Source organism: Polynucleobacter sp. 15G-AUS-farblos, from assembly GCF_018882445.1.
Classification (GTDB): domain Bacteria; phylum Pseudomonadota; class Gammaproteobacteria; order Burkholderiales; family Burkholderiaceae; genus Polynucleobacter.
On sequence record NZ_JACVOM010000002.1, the window covers coordinates 56,322 to 75,698 of the forward strand.

General features: G+C 45.2%; 22 protein-coding genes. 12 read left to right on the forward strand and 10 right to left on the reverse strand.

Features of this window, described 5'->3' with window-relative positions:
- The 11 genes from ICN41_RS03610 to ICN41_RS03660 all read left to right on the forward strand — a co-directional run bounded on the left by ICN41_RS03610 (position 1) and on the right by ICN41_RS03660 (position 9,815).
- A complete protein-coding gene (locus ICN41_RS03610; RefSeq protein ID WP_216291468.1) occupies positions 1 to 855 on the forward strand; it encodes a 3-hydroxybutyryl-CoA dehydrogenase in 855 nt (284 codons plus the stop codon).
- A 40-nt stretch (positions 856 to 895) separates the two neighbouring features.
- Complete coding sequence (locus ICN41_RS03615) at positions 896 to 1,375, forward strand: DUF3429 family protein (protein ID WP_216291469.1); 480 nt, start codon at positions 896 to 898, stop codon at positions 1,373 to 1,375.
- 6 nt (positions 1,376 to 1,381) lie between these two features.
- Positions 1,382 to 2,695 carry a replication-associated recombination protein A gene (locus ICN41_RS03620; protein ID WP_216291470.1) on the forward strand — a complete coding sequence of 438 codons (1,314 nt, stop codon included), beginning with the start codon at positions 1,382 to 1,384 and terminating at the stop codon, positions 2,693 to 2,695.
- A complete protein-coding gene (locus ICN41_RS03625) occupies positions 2,692 to 3,318 on the forward strand; it encodes a 2-hydroxychromene-2-carboxylate isomerase (protein WP_216291471.1) in 627 nt (208 codons plus the stop codon). The genes ICN41_RS03620 and ICN41_RS03625 overlap by 4 nt, the downstream gene beginning before the upstream one ends.
- A gap of 60 nt (positions 3,319 to 3,378) precedes the next feature.
- Positions 3,379 to 3,954 (forward strand): peptidylprolyl isomerase, encoded by a 576-nt coding sequence (locus ICN41_RS03630; protein ID WP_216291472.1) that lies wholly within the window; start codon positions 3,379 to 3,381, stop codon positions 3,952 to 3,954.
- 28 nt (positions 3,955 to 3,982) lie between these two features.
- A complete protein-coding gene (locus ICN41_RS03635; RefSeq protein ID WP_216291473.1) occupies positions 3,983 to 5,803 on the forward strand; it encodes a chorismate-binding protein in 1,821 nt (606 codons plus the stop codon).
- A 9-nt stretch (positions 5,804 to 5,812) separates the two neighbouring features.
- Entirely contained in the window at positions 5,813 to 6,376 is a 564-nt protein-coding gene (locus ICN41_RS03640) for an NUDIX hydrolase (RefSeq protein WP_216291474.1), read from the forward strand.
- On the forward strand, positions 6,373 to 7,110 hold the full coding sequence (gene aat, locus ICN41_RS03645; protein WP_216291475.1) for a leucyl/phenylalanyl-tRNA--protein transferase: 738 nt from the start codon (positions 6,373 to 6,375) through the stop codon (positions 7,108 to 7,110). The genes ICN41_RS03640 and aat overlap by 4 nt, the downstream gene beginning before the upstream one ends.
- Entirely contained in the window at positions 7,107 to 7,853 is a 747-nt protein-coding gene (locus ICN41_RS03650) for an arginyltransferase (protein ID WP_216291476.1), read from the forward strand. The genes aat and ICN41_RS03650 overlap by 4 nt, the downstream gene beginning before the upstream one ends.
- A 9-nt stretch (positions 7,854 to 7,862) precedes the next feature.
- Positions 7,863 to 8,894, forward strand: a complete 1,032-nt coding sequence (locus ICN41_RS03655; protein ID WP_216291477.1) for a quinone-dependent dihydroorotate dehydrogenase — start codon at positions 7,863 to 7,865, stop codon at positions 8,892 to 8,894.
- A gap of 93 nt (positions 8,895 to 8,987) precedes the next feature.
- Positions 8,988 to 9,815, forward strand: coding sequence for an IclR family transcriptional regulator (locus tag ICN41_RS03660; protein ID WP_216291478.1), 828 nt, complete (start codon positions 8,988 to 8,990; stop codon positions 9,813 to 9,815).
- Positions 9,816 to 9,826: 11 nt separating this feature from the next.
- Here ICN41_RS03660 and ICN41_RS03665 read toward each other — a convergent pair whose 3' ends face one another.
- Both ICN41_RS03665 and ICN41_RS03670 read right to left on the reverse strand, forming a co-directional pair.
- On the reverse strand, positions 9,827 to 10,828 hold the full coding sequence (locus tag ICN41_RS03665) for a serine hydrolase (RefSeq protein WP_216291479.1): 1,002 nt from the start codon (positions 10,826 to 10,828) through the stop codon (positions 9,827 to 9,829).
- Between the two features lie 98 nt (positions 10,829 to 10,926).
- Complete coding sequence (locus ICN41_RS03670) at positions 10,927 to 11,814, reverse strand: DMT family transporter (protein ID WP_216291480.1); 888 nt, start codon at positions 11,812 to 11,814, stop codon at positions 10,927 to 10,929.
- A gap of 209 nt (positions 11,815 to 12,023) precedes the next feature.
- Between ICN41_RS03670 and ICN41_RS03675 the strand changes: the two genes are divergently transcribed.
- Complete coding sequence (locus ICN41_RS03675) at positions 12,024 to 12,578, forward strand: phasin family protein (protein ID WP_216291481.1); 555 nt, start codon at positions 12,024 to 12,026, stop codon at positions 12,576 to 12,578.
- An 84-nt stretch (positions 12,579 to 12,662) separates the two neighbouring features.
- Here the strand turns inward: ICN41_RS03675 and ICN41_RS03680 are convergent, their stop codons facing one another.
- The 8 genes from ICN41_RS03680 to ICN41_RS03715 are packed head-to-tail and all read right to left on the reverse strand — an operon-like array spanning position 12,663 to position 19,317.
- On the reverse strand, positions 12,663 to 12,944 hold the full coding sequence (locus ICN41_RS03680; RefSeq protein WP_216291482.1) for a DUF4936 family protein: 282 nt from the start codon (positions 12,942 to 12,944) through the stop codon (positions 12,663 to 12,665).
- Positions 12,941 to 13,519 (reverse strand): UbiX family flavin prenyltransferase, encoded by a 579-nt coding sequence (locus ICN41_RS03685; protein ID WP_216291731.1) that lies wholly within the window; start codon positions 13,517 to 13,519, stop codon positions 12,941 to 12,943. The genes ICN41_RS03680 and ICN41_RS03685 overlap by 4 nt, the downstream gene beginning before the upstream one ends.
- A 12-nt stretch (positions 13,520 to 13,531) precedes the next feature.
- On the reverse strand, positions 13,532 to 14,956 hold the full coding sequence (locus ICN41_RS03690; RefSeq protein ID WP_216291483.1) for a UbiD family decarboxylase: 1,425 nt from the start codon (positions 14,954 to 14,956) through the stop codon (positions 13,532 to 13,534).
- A 32-nt stretch (positions 14,957 to 14,988) separates the two neighbouring features.
- Positions 14,989 to 15,975 (reverse strand): tripartite tricarboxylate transporter substrate binding protein, encoded by a 987-nt coding sequence (locus ICN41_RS03695; RefSeq protein WP_255537880.1) that lies wholly within the window; start codon positions 15,973 to 15,975, stop codon positions 14,989 to 14,991.
- Between the two features lie 19 nt (positions 15,976 to 15,994).
- Positions 15,995 to 16,705, reverse strand: coding sequence for an ABC transporter ATP-binding protein (locus tag ICN41_RS03700; RefSeq protein WP_216862287.1), 711 nt, complete (start codon positions 16,703 to 16,705; stop codon positions 15,995 to 15,997).
- Complete coding sequence (locus tag ICN41_RS03705) at positions 16,702 to 17,457, reverse strand: ABC transporter ATP-binding protein (protein WP_255537881.1); 756 nt, start codon at positions 17,455 to 17,457, stop codon at positions 16,702 to 16,704. The genes ICN41_RS03700 and ICN41_RS03705 overlap by 4 nt, the downstream gene beginning before the upstream one ends.
- Positions 17,457 to 18,440 (reverse strand): branched-chain amino acid ABC transporter permease, encoded by a 984-nt coding sequence (locus ICN41_RS03710; RefSeq protein WP_216291484.1) that lies wholly within the window; start codon positions 18,438 to 18,440, stop codon positions 17,457 to 17,459. The genes ICN41_RS03705 and ICN41_RS03710 overlap by 1 nt, the downstream gene beginning before the upstream one ends.
- Positions 18,433 to 19,317: a branched-chain amino acid ABC transporter permease gene (locus ICN41_RS03715; protein WP_216218113.1), complete on the reverse strand. Its 885-nt coding sequence runs from the start codon at positions 19,315 to 19,317 to the stop codon at positions 18,433 to 18,435. The genes ICN41_RS03710 and ICN41_RS03715 overlap by 8 nt, the downstream gene beginning before the upstream one ends.
- Positions 19,318 to 19,377: the final 60 nt, after the last annotated feature.

Below are 19,377 nucleotides of genomic sequence, written 5' to 3' on the forward strand. Positions count from 1 at the left end.
ATGAAGATTCAATCAGTTGGTGTGATTGGCGCAGGCACTATGGGTAACGGGATTGCACAAGTATGCGCAGTTGCAGGCCTAGATGTCGTGATGGTTGATATCAATGAGGCTGCGGTTGCACGTGGTTTAGAACAAATTAGCAAGAGCTTAGATCGCTTAGTTAAAAAAGAAACCTTAACTACCGAAGCAAAAGATGCCGCTTTGAATCGCATTAAAGGCAGCACCTCTTATGCTGACTTCAAAGGACTTGAATTAGTGATTGAAGCGGCGACTGAGAACCAAGCTGTTAAAGAAAAGATCTTGAAGCAAGTAGATGAGATCGTAAGCAAAGACACCCTCATTGCTACTAACACCTCTTCCCTATCGATTACTAAGCTAGCAGCACTCGATTCCAACCCAGAACGCTTTATTGGCATGCACTTCTTTAATCCGCCGCCCCTGATGGCACTGGTTGAAGTTATTCGCGGTCTACAAACTAGCGATGCCACGCATGCTGCAATTATTGACATGGCAAAGCGGATAGGCAAAGAACCGATTACCGTCAAAAACTCACCAGGCTTTGTAGTCAATCGCATCTTATTACCGATGATTAACGAGGCCTTCTTTGTACTGTCAGAAGGTTTAGCAAGCCCTGAAGATATTGATGCTGGCATGAAGCTAGGCTGCAATCAACCCATTGGGCCGCTAGCGCTAGCGGATTTGATTGGTTTAGATACCTGCTTAGCCGTTATGGAAGTGTATTTTGAGAACTTCAGCGATTCCAAATATCGTCCTTGCCCACTCCTCAGAGAAATGGTTGCAGCGGGATACCTCGGTCGTAAGACTGGTCGCGGCGTTTACACCTACGACAAATAATTTGCGCATTCATTAACCCACTCCATAGAACAGATCTTTTGTGAATCCACTTCCACCCCTTGTACTTAAGTTGGCTTATGCAGGACTTATTCCTTTCATCGGTCTCGCACTATTGGTTCAATTGGCACCAACACCAATTAACTATCTGAGTGCTGAATCTCTTGCTGGCTATGGCGCAGTCATCACCTCATTTATGGGTGCGCTGCACTGGGGTGCAAATTTACATACTCTTGGAAAAAAGCCTCCTGGCGATCGCTGGGAAGATCGCAATGCCTGGATCTGGGGCGTGATTCCAGCCCTGGTGGCATGGCTTGCTTTGCATATCTACATTCCGGTTGGCTTGCTGATCTTGGCCTCCACCTTAGTCATTCAGCGCAATATTGATCAGAATACCTACCAATATTATTTTTCCAGTGATGAAGCGCGCAATGCATTCATGACAGTGCGCAATCGCTTAACTTATATTGCCGCTGCGTGTCTTGCTTGGGCAGCCTTAGTCATATTATTTATTCAAGCATGATGATTCATGAGTAGCTTATTTGATAGCACTCCTCCACCTCCGTTAGCAGAAGCGCTACGCCCAAAAACAATTGAAGAGGTGATTGGGCAGACCCATCTGCTAGCAAGTGGCAAGCCACTCAATCTCGCTTTTGCATCCGGCCAGCCGCACTCGATGATTTTGTGGGGCCCCCCTGGGGTTGGCAAGACGACCTTAGCGCGTCTTTCAGCAAAGGCTTTTGATCGTGAGTTTATTGCGATCTCTGCTGTATTAGCAGGCGTAAAAGAAATCCGAGAATCCATAGAAAAAGCCCAGCAGAGCATGGTGCAGTATGGGAAACAAACGATTTTATTTGTGGATGAGATTCATCGTTTTAATAAAAGTCAGCAAGATGCCCTATTACCGCATGTGGAATCAGGGCTGTTTACTTTTATTGGTGCCACTACTGAGAACCCTTCCTTTGAAGTGAACTCTGCACTGCTCTCTCGTGCCCAAGTCTATGTATTGAAATCCTTAAGCAACTCTGAACTGAAGCAATTATTTGTGCGCGCACATATGCATGCTATGCCCGATATCCCATTTGAGGATAGCGCAATCGAAACCTTAATTACGCATGCTGACGGGGATGCGCGGCGTCTCTTGAACTTGGTAGAACAAATTCGGAATGCCACCTCTGGTCTTGGTGCATCAGTCAAAACAATTGATCAAGCTTTTATTGAGAACGCGCTCTCGACTCAAGCGCGTCGCTTTGATAAAGGCGGCGATCAGTTTTATGATCAAATATCTGCGCTACACAAATCAGTCAGGGGTTCCAATCCAGATGCAGCACTCTATTGGCTGTGCAGAATGTTAGATGGCGGCGTAGATCCACGGTATTTATCTCGTCGTATTGTTCGCATGGCCTGGGAAGATATTGGTTTAGCGGATCCACGCGCGATGCAACTGGCCAATGATGCCGCGCAAACTTATGAAAGATTAGGATCCCCCGAAGGTGAGCTAGCTTTGGGGCAAGCGGTTGTGTACTTGGCAGTTGCCTCTAAGAGTAATGCCAGCTACAAAGCATTTAATGCGGCACGAGCCTACGTTGCTCAGGATCAATCCAAGCCAGTACCACATCACTTACGCAATGCACCGACCAAGCTTATGAAAGAGCTGGGTCATGGCAAAGAATATCGCTATGCCCATGATGAACCTCATGGCTATGCGGCTGGGGAGTCTTACTTACCCGAAGGGATGGCAGAACCCCATTGGTATGAGCCGGTAAATCGCGGTCTTGAAACCCAAATCAGCGAGAAGATGGCTTTCTTGCGCAATCTAGATCAAGAAGCTAAAAAGAAATGAGTGCAAAAGTAGCCGCTACTTTTTATTACGACATTATTTCGCCATTCGCGTATCTGTATGTCAAGCAACGCCATCGTTTGGAATCTCAACTCGATATAACGCCTGTGCCCATTCTATTAGGTGGCCTTTTGAGAGCTTCCGACAATAAAGGGCCAGGTGAAATTGCTGCTAAGCGCCCTCACACTTATCAGTTTTGCGTTTGGCAAGCAGAAAAATTAGGCATTCCCTTCCGCTTTCCTGAACATCACCCCTTTATGACGGTTGCACCTCAACGCCTTCTCGTTGAGCAAAAGGCTGATTGGACAATGCTTGAAAAAGCCTTTGATTACATTTGGATGGAAGGCAAAGATCCCAATCTCTCTTGGTCAGAGTTTTGCAGCTACCTAGGCTTGGCGTCTGATACTCCAAAGCCAGACAGTCCTGCGGTAAAGGAGCAGCTGATCGCCAACACCCAGCAGGCAAAACAAGCTGGTGCTTTTGGAGTTCCAGCCTTAATCGTCAATCAGCACTGCTTTTGGGGTGTCGATACGATTGCCTGGACACTGGACTACCTCTCAAGACCCAAGATGTTCGAAGAGGCCTCCTACGCCTACGCAGCCAAAGTCCCCAATGGTTTAGCGTAAAACCCATTTCCGCAGCACAATACAATGTCTATATTCGCTTCACTTATTTAAGGAGTTGTTATGCGTAAGTTTTTTGCCAGCCTCATTCTGATCGCCACCTGTCTTTCTAGCCAAGCTGCTTTTGCTGGACCTAAGGTGGAATTTAAAACTACGCTAGGTAATTTTGTAGTGGAACTCGATGCTGATAAAGCACCAAAGACCACTGCCAACTTTTTGAACTATGTCAAAAGTGGTTTTTACAACGGCACTATTTTTCATCGAGTCATCGATGGCTTCATGATTCAAGGTGGTGGCTTTACCTCTGAGCTTGTACAAAAACCAACAGATGCTCCTGTTGTGTCAGAAGCAAATAATGGTTTAAAGAACAATAACTACACCATCGCTATGGCGCGTACCTCTGATCCCGACTCTGCAACTGCTCAGTTTTTTATCAACGTAAAAGATAATCAGGGATTAGATTTTCCAAACGCAATGGGCAATGGCTACACTGTTTTTGGAAAAGTCATTTCTGGAACTCAGACTATTGATGCCATCCGTAAAGTGCCAACCATGGTGGCATCAGCTCCGCGCATGGGTCGTATGGCAGATGTCCCTGCGAAAACCGTGACAATCGAATCAGCCACCATTCTGAAGTAATTTTTAGAGCTCGCTAAGGCTGCTGGCAATGATTCTGCTCGATGATGCCCAAAGCAGCCCTGCTCAACCCTCGAGTCGCCTTTACGAATCTCCGATTCAAACCTGGTGCGTTCTGCCCTCGGGCAATGATGAGCAGGACCAAGGTGCCATTCAGGACTGCCTAACTGAGTTAGATGCTGCCTTAAGTAAAGGTCAGCACTTAGTGGCGATCTTTTCCTATGAATTGGGAAGACTTTTTCAGCATTTACCCAAGCGTGCCTCCAGCACTACTCACCCACTCATGCAGGCATGGGCATTTCAAAGTCATCAAGCCCTATCGAAAGATCAAGTCGATGCACTCATTGCGAATAAGTTATTTCAACTCAGCGATGAAGAGCGTATTGCAGGTGTATTAGATGTGACAGAGTCCATTACGAATGTGCAATTTTCTCAAGATATTGCCAAGATACAGGAGTACATTCGCAGTGGGGATACTTACCAAATCAACCATACCTACCGTATTACCGGTCAGACCTATGGCTCACCTTTAGCTCTCTATAGCCGATTGCGCGAACGTCAACCAGGAAGATTTGGCGCCTATATAAAACAAGATAGGCAGTTCATCCTCTCCCAGTCTCCTGAGTTGTTTATTCAGAAGAACGGTGCAATATTAAAAGCCATGCCCATGAAGGGAACTGCTAGCGCCCTATCGAGTGGAGCAAGCGCGCTTTCAGAGGACCCCAAGAATCAAGCTGAGAACGTCATGATTGTGGATTTATTGCGCAATGACCTCAGTCGCATTTCTCTGCCCGGCACAGTACAAGTGCCCAAGTTATTTGAAGTTGCACGACATGGTGATGTCTTGCAAATGACATCGACTGTGCAAGGTGAAATCAAGCCTAAGACTTCTCTCTATGCCATTTTGCAAGCCGTGTTTCCCTGTGGTTCAGTTACAGGCGCACCCAAAAAGCGCAGTATGGAAATTATTCAAGAGTTAGAACCGTTTGATCGTGGTTATTACTGCGGCGCTTTAGGATGGCTTGATCCCAATGGCGATTTTGCATTCAGCGTTCCCATTCGTACCGTGGAGATTGAAGAGAATGCGCAATCACAGAGCAGTCACTTCACTCTTGGCATAGGTGCAGGAATTACCATCGATTCTGATGCTCAGCAAGAATGGGAAGAGTGTCAAATTAAAGCGGCTTTTTTAAAAGAGCTTCCCAGTAGCACCGGCTTATTTGAAACCATTGCCGTGATTGAAGGTTTGCCACAGCGCGTAACAGCGCATTTAGATCGCATCGAATCCTCTGCGCGCTCCTTAAGTATTCCATTTCAGCGCAAGGATGCAGAACAACATCTCAGCATGTTCTGCTCAAGCTTAGATCCTCATCAAATATTTCGCGTTCGCTTCGATCTCAGCAATACTGGTCAAATGAGCTGTAGCAGTGGAGTATTGGAATCATTGGAGCAACCCGTAAAAATCTTTTGGGCAAAAGATATTTTGCCCAGTAATACTGTGATGTTTTCTGGCGACCCCTTATTGCAACATAAGGTTAGCAAGCGTCATCTTTATGATGCAGCCTGGAAGGCAGCAGTTCAATTAGGTGGTTTTGATGCGCTATTTAACAATGAGCAAGGCTTTGTGACCGAGGGTGGCAGAACCAGCATTTTTATTAGATTGCCAAATAGTGATGAATGGCTTACCCCACCAGTGAGCGCAGGGCTACTACCAGGCGTAATGCGAGCAGCCTTGCTAACCAACCCCCAGATGAATGCCCGCGAAGCTAACCTGACTATTAAAGATGTTTCAATGGCAAGTGAGATTATGCTTAGCAATGCCTTACGCGGGGCTATCAAAGCCCAATTTTAGAAAGTCACCATGAAGTTCTGCCCAAACTGCGCAAGTACGCTCTCATTGAAGATTCCAGCAGATGACTCACGTGAGCGCTTTGTGTGTGATAGCTGCGGCAGCATCCACTATCAAAACCCAAGGAACGTTGTAGGCAGCATCCCAGTCTATGGTGAGCAAGTACTACTTTGCCGCCGAGCGATTGCTCCACGTCATGGCTACTGGACACTGCCAGCAGGCTTTATGGAATTAGGCGAAAGTACTAGTGCAGGCGCCCAACGGGAAACCTTTGAAGAGGCCGGCGCTCATGTGCAAATGGGTCCACTGTATTCATTACTCAATGTGCCTCATGCTGAACAAGTGCATTTGTTTTACTTAGCCAGCATGACGGACCCCCACTTTTCTGCTGGCGAAGAAAGTCTTGAAGTCGCACTCTTTCATGAACATGAGATTCCCTGGAATGAACTGGCTTTCCCAACGGTTAAACAAACCTTAGAGTGGTTCTTTGCTGATAGAGCAGCAGGTGTCCTGCAGCCCGGTAATGAATTTCATGTCCGTAGTCGCGATGTTCTACGTTCTGAAAAAATCGAATGAGTCAGATTCAGTGGCTTGGGCCGCATGACCCATTCCCCAACCCGCTTACCGAAGTCGATCCAGACCCTACTGTTCCTGGACTGATGGCAGTCAGCGAACGCATTTATCCAGGACAACTAGCGCGCGCTTATCAATCTGGAATCTTTCCCTGGTATTCCGATAACCAACCTGTTTTATGGTGGTCGCCTGATCCTCGCATGGTATTGAATCCTCAGAATTTCAAATGCAGTGAATCACTAAAAAAGCATATTCGACATTTTTGCCAAGAGACTCAATCTGAAATCGTGGTTGATGCCGACTTTGGTGCTGTAGTTCGAGCTTGCGCTACGAGCAACCGTAAAGATCAAGATGGCACTTGGATCACCCATGAAATTATGGATGCATACACCACCCTTCATGAGCAAGGACATGCCCATAGCATTGCTGTAACAGATGATGGACAATTAATCGGCGGCCTCTATTGCGTTTCTTTTGGCGCGATGGTGTTTGGTGAATCGATGTTTAGCTATGAAAGCAATGCCTCCAAATTGGCCTTAGCGGCATTAAGCGCATGGTGCCTGCAGAATCAGATTAAGCTGATCGATTGCCAACAAGAAACCGCCCATTTGCGCTCTCTAGGGGCATCCCCAATCCCCCGGATACAATTTTTGGAAGATCTGCAAAGTTCATTAAATCAAACTAATATTGAGAGACCTTGGACTTTTGATAAAGCTATCTTGAACCACTGGCTATGACCCAGCTAAAAGAACTCCCCCTGACTGCTTTGCAGTTTTATGCGACTGCACCTTATGAGTGTAGCTATCTGCCCAATCGTCAGGCACGTTCACAAGTAGCCACCCCATCCCATTTAATTCATGCAGATATTTATGGTGAGTTGCTCAATGCCGGATTTCGTCGCAGTGGTCTTTATACCTATCGCCCATATTGCGATCAGTGCAGAGCCTGCATTGCTACCCGTATTCTTGTAAATCAATATACGCCCACACGCAGTCAACGACGAGCCCAGAAAAAACATGCTGGCCTTGAGGTGCATGTTCTCAATCTAGGCTACAAGGATGAGCACTACCAGTTATATCAGCACTATCAAAATGAACGGCATGCCGGTGGCGAAATGGATCGGGATGATCAAGACCAGTACATGCAATTCTTGTTACAAAGTCGGGTGAACTCAAGGATTGTCGAATTCAGAGATGGGCCACATGATCCACATCCTGGACGCCTGCGAATGGTCAGTATGATTGATATCTTGGAGCAGGGAATTTCTTCGGTATATACCTTCTTTGATACCAGCGTCCACAATGCTAGCTACGGAAGCTATAGCATTCTTTGGCAAATTGCGCAGTGTAAAGAGTTAAACCTACCCTACCTCTATCTTGGTTACTACATTCAGGATAGTGAAAAGATGTCCTACAAAGTAAAGTTCCAACCCATGGAAGGATTGATTGATGACCATTGGCAATTAATGTCTGGTTCATAATATCCTCCCATGATCGATCAATATTCTTTTTTGCGTCCTTGGCTCTTTTGTCTAGATCCAGAAAAGGCTCATAACCTCACGCTCAGCAACCTCGACCGCGCTGAACGCTGGGGTTTACTACAACGCTTTATCACTAAACCGATTGCTGATCCCCACACGCTTTGCGGCATCCAATTTCCCAATCCAGTTGGTTTAGCTGCTGGTCTGGATAAAGATGGCAAACATATCGACTCTCTTGCCGCTTTAGGTTTTGGCTTTCTGGAAATCGGTACTGTTACACCTCGCGCACAACCCGGAAATCCAAAACCGCGCATGTTTAGACTGCCTGAAGCTGAGGGCATCATCAATCGCATGGGCTTTAATAATGATGGTGTAGATGCTTGTGTTGCACGCGTACGTAAATCCAAATTTTGGCAAAGTGGCGGCGTTCTTGGACTCAATATTGGTAAGAATGCGAGTACTCCGATTGAGCAAGCATCACAAGACTATGTCTTTGCTATGGCAGCCGTCTATGAAATCGCCTCTTACATTACCGTTAATATCTCCTCCCCGAATACACAACACCTTCGCTCATTACAAAGCGAGGAAATGCTGCGATCTTTATTGCACGATTTAAGCGAAGAGCGAAAAAAACTGAGCGATCGCTATGGCGTACATAAGCCCCTCTTCTTAAAAATTGCACCCGACTTAGATCAAGAAGACATTCATTTAATTGCCGAACTTTTAGTCGAGTTTGGAATCGATGCAGTGATTGCAACTAACACCACTATCTCTCGCGAAACAGTAAAAGGAATGGAGTATGGTGAAGAAGCCGGAGGACTCTCTGGTGCACCAGTCAGAGCCGCCTCTAGCCAGGTGATCAAAACGCTCAAGGCCAGACTTGGCAATGCTCTCCCTATTATTGGCGTAGGTGGCATTCTTTCAGGAGCCGATGCTCGTGAAAAAGTCATGGCCGGCGCAAGTCTGATTCAGCTCTATAGCGGCCTCATTTATCGAGGCCCTGAGCTGGTAAATGAGTGCGCTAACGCCCTGCGTCGCTAGCCCCTCAATGCCCTTTATGGGGTGATTTCAGGAATTTTTGTAAAATCCCATTTCATATTATGCAATTTGATCTGAAATCGCTACAATTACCCCATGAGTACAAGTAAGACCGTTAAAGCCCCTAAAACCACTGGAGAAGTTGGTAAAACAGCGATTCAGGTGGTTGAGCGCATGATGAACCTGCTCGACGTCTTGGCGGAGCAAGAAGAATCTAGCGGCCTTAAATTCTTGGCCGAGCAAACTGGTCTTCACCCCTCTACAGCCCATCGCATTCTCAATGACATGGTTGCCTGTCGCTTAGTTGAGCGTGGGGATGGTGGCACCTATCGCCTTGGCCTCAAGCTTCTAGAGCTGGGTAATTTAGTCAAAGCCCGTCTCTCTGTTCGGGAAGCAGCACAAGTACCTATGCGTACGCTCCATAAGCTCACTGGAGAAACTGTCAACCTATCTGTTCGCCAGGGTGATGAGATTGTCTATATCGACCGAGCCTATAGCGAGCGCTCTGGGATGCAAGTCGTTCGTGCTATAGGGGGGCGTGCGCCCTTGCATCTGACCTCGGTTGGAAAATTATTCTTAGCCAGCGATGATGCCAATCAAGTACGCGCCTATGTCACTCGTACTGGCCTCTCTGGCCATACTCGCAATAGCATTACCGATTTAAATAAACTAGATTCTGAACTCAATCAAGTTCGAAAAGTAGGCAATGCCCGCGATGACGAAGAGCTTGAACTGGGCGTTAGTTGTTTAGCAGCAGCGATTTTGGATGACACGGGCAAATTGGTTGCAGGCCTATCGCTGAGCTCCCCAACTGATCGCATGCAAGCAGATTGGCTAAGAGCACTTCAAGAGACGGCCCTGCAAATTTCTAAAGGGATGGGCTACAAGCCCAAAACGAGTGAACCCGGCACTCAGACTGGCTAAGTCGGCACGGTTTACATTAAACGCCGTATAGGCGGCGTGCCCGAAGGGATCCGCTCATACCAATCCCGCACACGTACTGCGTCTGCAAAACGAGATTGAGTTCCAACAGAATCCAAGAACACTAACAACAATGGTGTGTTATTTACTCTGGCCTGCATGACGAGGCACTTACCAGCAGCATTAATAAAGCCAGTCTTTTGCAAGCCAATATTCATATCCCCTGCGCGGACCAAGCGGTTGGTATTTAAGAATTTTTGTGGGCGCTTCGCTATCACCATCGTGAGATCAGGCCAAGTTGAAAACTCCCGAATGACTTTGTACTGATACGCAGCACTGAGCATACGAGTCAAATCTTCAGCTGAAGCCACATTTTCACTGAGGAGACCAGTGGGGTCTGCAAAATGAGAGTGATCCATACCCAATTCTTTTGCTTTGCGATTCATGGCATCGATAAACGCTTTCATACCTCCAGGATAATTACGCCCCAAGGTATATGCAGCACGGTTCTCAGAGGACATCAGTGCTAGCAATAAAGCTTCTTCACGTGTCAATACGGTGCCGCCAGCTAGACGCGAACTGCGATAACTATTGACGTCCTCTGAATTAATGACCAAGGACTCATCTAGTGGCAATTTAGAATCTAAGACCACCATCGCTGTCATCAACTTAGTGATAGAAGCAATTGGCAAACTGACAGAGGGATTCTTTTCAAAGTAAACCTCTTTGGTATCTTGATTCACTACCATCGCTACACTGGACTTCAGATTAAGCTCATCATGTTGACCTCGCATACCAAGTGCAGAGGCAAGTGAAGGCCTTGCTGGAGCAGCCGGTTCAGTTGAACGAGTAACGGTGACGCGAACGGATTTGGGTTTCTTAGTGGATTTGATAACTACTTTAGTTTTAGCCTGCTTATCTTTATCTTTGCTAGCAGCAAATGCAGGTGAATTTACAGAGTTACCACAAGTAAATAGCACTGCCAAAACAAGAGGCCAAAATCGATTCACATGCATCCCAAAATACCTTCCAAAACTTTCAACATACGGAATGATAATTAATTTCTACTCAAAGGTACGATTTATTCGCCCCATCCTGGATATTCCAATGATCTCTACTCAGCAATGGTGGCAACATTGTTAGTCTGGCCAGTGTTTACTAGCACCACACCTGTCATTGTGAGTCCCAAGCCAACCGCCATTAAAACGGTAAAAGGCTCACCAAATAAGATCCATGCCATAACAGCCGTTGTTGGCGGCACTAAGTAGAGAAAGCTGGTGACTTTAGTAGCAGCGCCCTTTCGGATCATCATAAATAACAAGCTAATGGAGCCAATCGATATAGGAAAGATCGACCATATCAAAGCACCAGTTACCGAGGCGTTCCAAACCATCTCACCCGATTCAAAGAAATACATACAGATAAAGCAAAGAATGGCTGAGACACCAAACTGTATAGAAGAGCCCGCTCGTAAATCAAATACTGGGCAGTATTTTTTCTGATACAGCGTTCCAAAGGTAATAGAGAGTAAGGCAATAAAGGCTAGGAGATAACTAACAAAAGGGATATGGGCAAAGCTAATTTTTTCTGCCACCACAAGAGCAACACCAGCAAAGCCAAAGGCCAACCCAATCCACTGGCGCGTAGATACTTTTTCAGAGATCCAGGCAGCAAACCATGCCGTCAAAATAGGCTGTAGGCCAACAATAATCGCTACCAATCCGGCTGTCATGCCTAGGCGTACTGCAAACCAAACGCCTAAAAGATAACCAAACTGCAATAGGATGCCTGCCACCGCAATGTGCTTAATTTGAGACCAGCTGGGCCAGCTAATCTTCCACACTAGACTAAGTGCGGCCATGGCAGCGAGCACCCCTGAAAAGCGCCAGAATAAAAAGGTGGCGGGCTCTACATAAGGCATCGCAAGTCTGGCAATGACAAAGCCCGTGCTCCAAATCAGCACAAATATAGGGGCAATGGCATTGTCAAGGCTAAGCTTCATAGATAACTAACTGAAATTATTGATATTTTTTAACTAATCCTCGATTTTAGGCTCATTTATGCACGCCCCTCTCTTTAACGGTAAGTGCACTTAAGGGCGAATTATTATGTTGCATCGCAACATATATGGCTTATAATGTCTACAATCAATTTACATACTCACCTAGTCAGAGTACAAATAAGTGAGATATCCAACCATAAAGGATTGATATGAACCTAACACCTGAACAAATCGCAGCAGCACAAAAAGCCAATTTAGAAACTTTGAGCGGCTTAACCAATCAAGCACTACAAAGTATTGAAAAATTAGTAGAGTTGAATATGCAAATCGCCAAGCAAAGTTTGAGCGATAGTATGAATAGCGCCAAGAAGGCATTAGAAGTAAAAGATATTCAGCAACTTCTCGCCCATCAAGCTGAAGCTGTACAGCCTATGGCAGAAAAAATTATGGCCTATAGCCGTCACTTGTATGACTTAGCTCATGAAACACAAGCAACTTTTACACAGTCCGCTGAAAAAGAATTGCAAGCTGGCCAAAAGAAAGTCAATGCATTAGTTGAAGACTGGACTAAAAATGCTCCGGCTGGATCTGATGCAGCTGTGCAAGCAATGAAGCAAGCAATTGCTTCTGCTAATAATGTTTTTGAAACAAGCCAAAAAGCTGTGAAGCATGCTGTTGAAGTCGCACAGACTAATATGACTAGTGCTACTGATGCTGTGATGAAAACAGCTCAAACTGCAAGCAAAACTGCTAAGAAAAAATAAGCGGTTGATGTAAGTAGCTGTTTTGTATATCTGCTCCAGATAAAAAAGCCCCAATCAGTCGGGGCTTTTTCTTTTTAGAACACCCTACTCAATAGGAATAAAAACTTCATTCCTTCTAGGCTGAGGTAACTCGCTTTTTAAAGCAAGTTCTGCGAGTCGTTCATTAAATTCTAATTTCTCGGTTACTGCCCCGCGGTATACCTCCATCCAAGTCTCCTTCCCATCCTGGTCTGTTAAAGGCCTTTTGAGTAATTCGCAAACTAAACTTGGAAATTCAAGCACTAATTGATCTTGCATGTCTCCAATACGCTGTAAGACCAGTGGATGATCACCAACAACAAATTTAAAGTAAACATATAAATTCATTTGCCGCCATCCATTCCATTCCAACGAGTTACAAGCGTATTATCTAAATCAAAAAGATCTAAGCATCTTCCAACTGTGTGACTTACCATATCATCTAGAGAGTTTGGCTTGGCATAGAAAGCCGGTACTGGAGGCATCACAATCGCACCACACTCCGTAACCTGAGACATCGAACGTAAATGACCTAAATGTAAAGGTGTCTCTCTTACCAACAATACCAAGCGGCGACGCTCTTTCAATACCACATCAGCAGCTCTAGAAACCAAGCTACTAGTCACTCCGCTGGCAATCTCAGATAACGTTCTAATTGAACACGGAGCAATGACCATGCCAAGACTTTTAAATGACCCTGAAGAGATGGAGGCGCCAACATTTTTTGACGAATGGACAACATCAGCCATCGCCTCAATTTGGGCTGGCTTGTAATTTGTTTCAGCTGCCATAGTCAACTTTGCTGAGTCGCTCATTACTAAATGAGATTCAACCCCAAGACTCTTAAGGGCCTCAAGAATACGAATTCCATAGATTGTTCCTGATGCACCTGTAATGGCAACAATTAAGCGTTTGTTCAAAATGAGTCCTAGTAATTAATTTGATTTCAGATATGAATCCATTGGAAACTGAGGATCAAGTACAGCATCTAAATTTACCGCATCTTCCCCAGGAATCTTGACCTTGGTGAATACGTGACCCTCATAAGTGAGTGGCTTGGTTGCGTCTATACCCATTTTTGAACTCATGCCCTGATATTGAGCGGGTATAACTCCATCCTCATCAACAGGTAAGCCAACAGTAGTAGAGGGGTCTAAAACAGAACCTTGTGCATCATGAATAACCACTAAGCCGCGTTTAGCCTGAAATCTTGTGGCAATAGCCCATTCGACCTGAGCGGGATCATGAACGTCGACATCCTCATCCACAACTACGACATGCTTTACATCATAGTGAGAACTAAAGGCACCGGAAATTACATTCTTAGGCAGGCCTTCATGTGTCTTTTTAATCTGAATATAGAGATGATATCGCCCAACGCCACCAAGTGATAAATGTACATCCAATACTCCAGGAAAGCTTCTACGCAAATGCGATAGGATGGTCGCCTCTCTTGGAATTGAACCAAGCAATAGATGCTCTAATTCTGCAGGAACAATGGTGTGAAAGATTGGTTCTTTTCTATGTGTAACCATGTCGACAACAATAACTTGGCGCTTCTCTTCAGAGCTATAGTATTTGGGATATTCACCAAAGGGCCCCTCAAGCTCACGCACCCCGGGTGGAATATGACCCTCAATGACTATTTCTGCATTTGCCGGAACCAATACATCATTACTTATACATTTCACTACGTCCAGGGGTGCTCCGTGCAGAGCGCCAGCAATTTCCAGTTCATCCGAATCAATCGGTGCAATTGCTTGAGAAGCCAAAAGCGTCAATGGGTCAACACCTATTACCACGGCAACAGGCAATGGCTGATTCATTTCTTCTGCAGCCTGTTGAAAGGCATGAAGATGTCTTGGCAAAATCAGTACAGCCATGCGATCTTTCGAATTCACTTGAATTCGATTGATTGATACATTCTGAATGCCAGTCTTGGGATTTTTCGCTATTACCAACCCGGCTGTAATGTAGGGCCCACTGTCATGTTCGCTGTGGGTTGGTACTGGCAATAGAGTTCTGACATCAAACTCCTGATGCACAACTTCCTGGCAAGATGCCTCTTTAATCAAGTGACAAGGTAGCGGATTATCGGCTGCCACACGATAAGCATTCAGTAAATCCGCCTCGCTAACACCCATTGCTTCGGCAATCCAGGAGCGCGAAGACATAAAACCAGAAACTACCGGCATTGTGTGCCCATCTGGATTAGGAAAAAAGACACTACTTTTTCCATCTAGCCTCTTAGCTATAGCCGCTAACTCATGTTTAAGCAGGACATTCTTTTTTGTAGCAAGCAGGCGATTGGTATTCGCAAGATGGGCTAGCCATGGCCGAAGTTGGGTAAATTTATTCATTAATGCCACCTATAAGGTATGGAAAATAGCGCTTACTCCGCTGTGACACCTGCAGTTGAAACTACTTTTTTCCAGATATCCATTTGCTTGCCAATAAAGGTTTCAAATTGGGCCGGAGTTCCACCATCCGGAACAACGCCCTGCTCGTTAAATAATTTTCTAATATCTTCCTGCTTAAGAATCAAATTGATTTGCTTATTAAGCTTCTCAACCACAGGCTTTGGTGTTCCTGCCGGCACCACAAAACCATGCCATGATGAAGCCTCGTAACCCTTAACGCCCGATTCATTGACGGTAGGAACATCCGGCATTAATGGTGACCTAACTTCAGTTGCTATAGCCACCGGTCTAATTTTTCCAGACTGGAGAAATGGGCGTACATGAGGATATGCATCAAATGCAACCTCAACCTGTCCGCCCGCTAAATCCGTTAATAGCGGTGTACTGCCCTTGTAAGGAACTTGGTTTAGACTCACGCCAGCCATCATTTCAAATAAAACCATTGCCAAATGATTTGAAGAACCAGGGCCCGATGAACCATAATTTACAGAGCCCGGCTTTGCTTTTGTAAGGGCCAAAAATTCACTCATAGTCTTAATGGGCGAATTTGAATTCACAACTAATACCATTGGGGATCTTCCAGCCAATACCACTGGACTGAATGCCTTTAATGTATCGTAAGGCAATGACTTATACAGGTAGGGATTTGCTGCAAACGGAAACTGAGCAACTAAGATTGTGTACCCATCCGGCGAAGAGCGGGCTACAAAATTTGTTCCAATAGTAGTGCCAGCGCCTGGCTTATTATCAATCACCACATTTACACCCCAAGCATCACTTAGCTTTTTACCAACTATTCTGCCAAGCGTATCGTTAAATCCACCGGGTGGATAAGGGACAATGATAGTGATCGGTTTTTCTGGATACGCGGTAGAGCCCTGTGCAAATAATTGGCTTGAGGTAAGCCCGAGCATACCAACTAAAAATGCAAGAAAATAAGTTACTGTTTTAGTTCTCATAAATATCTCCCATATTGTTTTAAACGCTAACGCGCCTAATTAATTCTTTGCGCTCTTCTAGATCTTGAGAGCTTCCCTCAAGTACAACCCTGCCTCGCTCAACCACATAATGCCTATCGCACAAATGAATGGCTTTATGGATATTTTGCTCAATTAATAGAATTGAAATTCCTTGAGCCTTAAGCTCCCCCATCAAGCGAAAGATGTCAGCTACCACCATTGGGGCAAGGCCTTCTGTCGGCTCATCAATTAATAGTAATTTTGGTTTGCCTATCAACACACGAGCCATTGCTAGCATTTGCTGCTCGCCACCAGACAAAGTCGTGCCCGACTGATTTCGCCTTTCGTTTAATCGCGGAAATCGTTCAAAGACCATTTGTATACGTTGCTCAGCGTCTTTGCGCTCGCTTGCCTGAACTTGCATTAGCCCCAGCTTCAGATTTCCCTCAACACTTAAGCCAGGAAATATTCTTCGATCCTCGGGCACCAAACCCATACCTAAGCGGGTAATTTTATTTGGGGGTAAGACTTCAATAGCTTGATCTTGAAATAGTATCTTTCCTTTGGAGGGTTTATGCCAGCCGGCAATGGTTTTGACGATAGTGGTCTTCCCAACCCCGTTCCTTCCAAATAAGCCTACAGTCTCACCGGGCTTAATAGATAAATTGACGCCCTGTAAAACATGTGACAAACCCAAGTTGACATGTACGTCATGCATCTCCAAAATCATGCCAACTCCTCACCAAAGTATGCCGTTTGAACAAGCGGATTAGCGCGTACATCACTAGGAATGCCTTCTGCTAATTTCTTGCCTTGCGCCATGACGATCACAGTTTTGGATAAATCCATTACTAGATCTACATCATGCTCAATCAATAGAACTGTAATTTTTGACCCTAGGCGCTTAATGAGCTCAGCGGTATCCTGAGTGTCACCCTGGGACATTCCTTGGGTCGGCTCATCCAATAAGAGCAATTTTGGCCGAGTTGCTAATGTCACCGCAATCTCCAGACGTCTTTGCTGACCATGGGATAAGGCTCCTACAATCTGATTACGGCACTCCAGCAAACCAAATTCTTCCAATAATTCATTAGCCCGATCCATCGCGATAGTGCTTTTGCTTAAAGGTAAGAACAAATTAGAACGCGGCTCTAATGCTTGACTTGCAATTCTTAAGTTATCAATCACCGAGAGATCAAAAAAGAGGTTGGTAATCTGAAATGATCGAGCCATCCCACATGACAGGCGCCCCTCGGGACTCATGCGTGTAATATTTTGATCATCAAGCTCCACCAATCCAGAATCAGCCATAAAAGTACCGCTCAACAAATTAAAGAGCGTACTCTTACCTGCGCCGTTTGGACCAATAATCGAAGTAACACCTAAACGCGTTACTTCAAAGCTCACATCATCTACGGCGGTAAGACCACCAAAGCGCTTACTAAGACTTTTTGACCTAAGAATCATTTCAGTATTCTTCATCACTCCCCTCCTTTGTGAGAATGATTTTTTCCAAAATATTTTGTTAACAGACCAGCAATGCCCTTGGGAGCGGAAACTACTACCACCACAAAGATAAGTCCGATAACGATATGGTGATGTACTGTCCAGGTCCCAATGATGGACTTAAATGAAGTTAGAAGAACGCTGCCCAATATGGGTCCGATCAAAGTTCCCACCCCACCCAAAACAACGGTTACAACTGCATTTCCAGAGACACTAAAAAACATCAGCTCGGGAGAAACAAAACCCCTTAACATCGGATAGAGAGCGCCAGAAACTGCTGCAACTACTGCTGCCAGAATAAATGCCACCTGTTTTGGCCCTTTAGATTTATACCCAACGTAAGCCAAACGATCCTCATTGGAACGAATTGCATGCCAAATAGAGCCCATAGGAGTGGTCAAAAAATATTTTAAGACTGCATACAAGGCGCCAATAGTAAGCATGGTAATCACAAAAAATGTACCCGGATGGCCAGCATCAACAACGCCAAATGGAGTCCAGATTTGCAAAATCGGTACGCCCATCATCCCATCTGATGCTCCGAGACTTCGCGTGTTGTAGACAACCTTGGCAGCTACTTGCGCTAATCCAAAGGTTATTAATGCAAAGTAGACACCCTTTGATCTCAGCGCCACAAAGCTCGCTAACCACCCCAATACGATGGATGAAAGAGTTACAACGCCTATGGCTAAGAAAAATGATGGGGAAACTTCTTTTAAAACTAAAGCGGATAGATAGGCGCCAAAACCAAAATACAATGCCTGTCCGAGAGATAGCAACCCTACTATTCCCAGCAAAAGATCTACAGACATCGCTAATCCACCAAAGATTAACGACTCTGTAGCCAATCTCAAGAAAAAAGTGTCATCCAAAATACTGCCAATGACGAATAAGGCAACTGCGGAAACCAGCAAAAGTATTTCAATCAGACGAATAGCCTTAACCTGGGGATTAAGCATTTTTCATGCCTCCATATAAACCAGACGGCTTAAACATCAATACTAGAACCATTACCGTAAAGACTAAGGGATCTGACCAAACCGGAGAAATGAATAAAGAAGAGATTGATTGCAATTGCGTTAAAAGAATTCCAGCAATCACAGCACCCTTAATACTTCCGAGACCACCGACAATGACAACGCTAAAGGCCATCAAAATAAAATCTCGACCCATAGTGGGGAAAACTGAATAGATTGGAGCAAGTAACACCCCTGCCAGACCAGCCAAAGCAACGCCAAATGCAAAAGTCAGAGCATAAACTCGCATCACTGGTATTCCTAGCGAGGAGCTCATATCTTTGTCATATGCTGAAGCCCTCACAATCGCCCCCAGCTGAGTTTTATAAATTAGTGCCCATACGGAGAAAATAATTAAAGCGCCGAACACCATTAGAAATAGTCGGTAATTTGGAAACATCACCCCCAACAACTCGCTGGCGCCAGAGATTGGGGCACTAGGCTTGATTGGGTTTGCACCCCAAACAATCTTATAGCCATCTTCCAAAACCATCGCAACACCAAATGTCAGCAGCAGAGTCAGAATATGTCGATCTTTATAGTGAAAAACTTTTTGAATCAAAAGCCTTTCCATTGCAAAACCAATTGGAATCAATAACAAGGGAACTAGCAATAGACATAACCAAAATGAAACACCCATCGCCATCAAGCTCACACTGATAAAAGCGCCAGCTGCATAGAATTCGCCATGCGACATATTAATAACGTCTAGCAAGCCAAAAATAATAGTCAAACCCAAGGCCATGAGGACCACAGCAACGCCAATTGAAAGTCCATTGACTATCTGTGGCGCATAAATATATTGCAAGCTCTCTAGCATTGAAAACCCAATCCCTTAATGAAATTCTCAAGCCAAAAACTCCACATCCGTACAGGAAGG